The sequence below is a fragment of the Crenothrix polyspora genome (genome assembly GCF_900163755.1).
GTDB lineage: Bacteria > Pseudomonadota > Gammaproteobacteria > Methylococcales > Methylomonadaceae > Crenothrix > Crenothrix polyspora.
On the sequence record NZ_FUKI01000085.1, the window covers coordinates 1 to 2,149 of the forward strand.

At 44.8% G+C, this 2,149-nt stretch carries 2 protein-coding genes; both read left to right on the top strand.

Going from position 1 to position 2,149, the window contains the following annotated elements; translation table 11 throughout:
- Positions 1-117 precede the first annotated feature (117 nt).
- Entirely contained in the window at positions 118-1,527 is a 1,410-nt protein-coding gene (gene cysS / locus CRENPOLYSF2_RS04785) for a cysteine--tRNA ligase (protein ID WP_087142811.1), read from the top strand.
- 67 nt (positions 1,528-1,594) lie between these two features.
- On the top strand, positions 1,595-2,149 hold a 555-nt coding region (gene fchA, locus CRENPOLYSF2_RS04790; protein WP_087142812.1), incomplete at its 3' end, for a methenyltetrahydrofolate cyclohydrolase.

The window sequence follows — 2,149 nt, forward strand, 5'->3', positions numbered from 1 at the left end:
GATTCAAAACGTGAATTTTATGTGTTTTTGTATTGAAATGGAAGCGTCTGCTTGTTACATTGCTTGGTTTTACGCAATACGTAACAATCACCACTTGCTTAATCGCCACCACCGCTGATGCTAAAAATATACAATACCCTGACCCGAAAAAAAGAGCTTTTTCAATCCAGAGAACCTGGAAAAATAGGCATGTATGTCTGTGGCATGACAGTTTACGATTACTGCCATATTGGCCATGCCCGTGTGATGGTGGTGTTCGATACCGTAGCACGGTATTTTCGCTATAGCGGCTATCAGCTGACTTATGTGCGTAATATCACCGATATTGACGATAAAATCATTCAACGTGCCAATGAAAATGGCGAAGACATCAAAACGTTAACTGAACGTTTTATTGAAGCCATGCACGAGGATGAGCGTGCATTGGCAGTATTGCCGGTTGATATTGAGCCGAAAGCCACAGGCTCCATTCCCGATATTATTGCCATGATTGAGCGTTTGATAGCACAAGACTTAGCGTATGTGGGCGGCAATGGCGATGTGTTTTATCACGTTGCCAAGTTTGAAAATTATGGCCAGTTATCCGGTAAAAACTTAGCTGATTTGCAAGCGGGCGAACGGGTTGATGTCGATATGGCCAAACAGAATCCACTGGATTTTGTGTTGTGGAAAATGGCCAAAAGCAACGAACCGGCCTGGGATTCACCGTGGGGTCTGGGTCGCCCTGGCTGGCATATTGAATGTTCCGCGATGTCCACCTGTTGCCTGGGCAATCATTTTGACATACACGGTGGCGGCATGGATTTGCAGTTTCCGCACCATGAGAATGAAATTGCGCAATCCGAAGGTGCAACCGGCGAAAAGTTCGTTAACTACTGGATGCACAATGGTTTTGTGCGTGTGGATAACGAGAAAATGTCCAAATCTTTGGGCAATTTTTTTACCGTGCGCGAGGTGCTGAAACAGTACACGCCGGAAGTGGTGCGGTTTTTCATCCTGTCCAGCCATTACCGCAGCCCGCTGAATTATTCCGATGAATCGCTCAATGATGCCAAAGCGGCATTAACGCGCTTGTACACCGCATTGCGTAATGTTGCTGTGCTTGATGCGCCTGTGCAAGACGATTATAAAAGCCGTTTTGAACAGGCAATGGATGATGATTTTAATACACCGGTTGCTGTGTCGGTATTATTTGATGCCGCCAGAGAATTGAATAAAATTAAAGAGGTCGAACCTGAAAAAGCCAGTATTGTAGCTACCACCTTAAAAGCGTTAGCTGGTTTATTGGGGCTATTGCAAGATGATTCTGATAGTTTCTTAAAAGGTGGCGCAACAGAAACAGTTGCAAATGATGAAGGGGGATTGCAGAGTGCAGATGAACACATTGAGCAACAAATCCAAGCGCGAATAGAAGCCAAAAAAGCTAAAAATTGGGCATTAGCCGACCAGATTCGCGATGAATTAAAAGAAAGAAACGTTATTCTGGAAGACTCACCCGATGGCACTACCCGTTGGCGGCGCAACTAATTCAGCTAAAGGTATTGCTGTACTTAACTTAACTAAATTAACGATAACTTTAAAAATAGACTGATACATGAGTGACATTGAAATCAAGGACACAGCCATAGATGTTTTTTTGGACGAATTGGCTAGCAAATCAGCCACACCAGGTGGTGGCAGTGTGGCGGCACTAATGGGCGCACAGGCAGCGGCTTTAATCAGCATGGTATGCAATCTAACCATTGGCAAGCCTAAATACGCTGAAGTTGAAACCGATATGCACGCTTTGCTGGTAAAATCCGAAGCGCTACGCGAAAAGTTAACCCACATGATTAAAGCCGATGTTGATGTATTTAATCACCTGATGGCAGTTTATGGTATGCCTAAAGAAACCGATGCCGAAAAAAACCGGCGAAGTGCCGCGATACAAACTGTACTAAAAGACGCAACCGACGTACCGCTAACCTGTGCGCGTGCGTGCGCAGAAGCTATCAACTTAAGCCAAATCGCCGCACAAAAAGGCAGTGTCGCGGTAATCAGTGATGCAGGTGTAGCGACTATGGCGGCTTATGCAGGATTAAAAAGTGCCGCTTTAAATGTTTATATTAATACCGGCAGTCTTAAAGACAAAGTGTTTACCGATAACGCA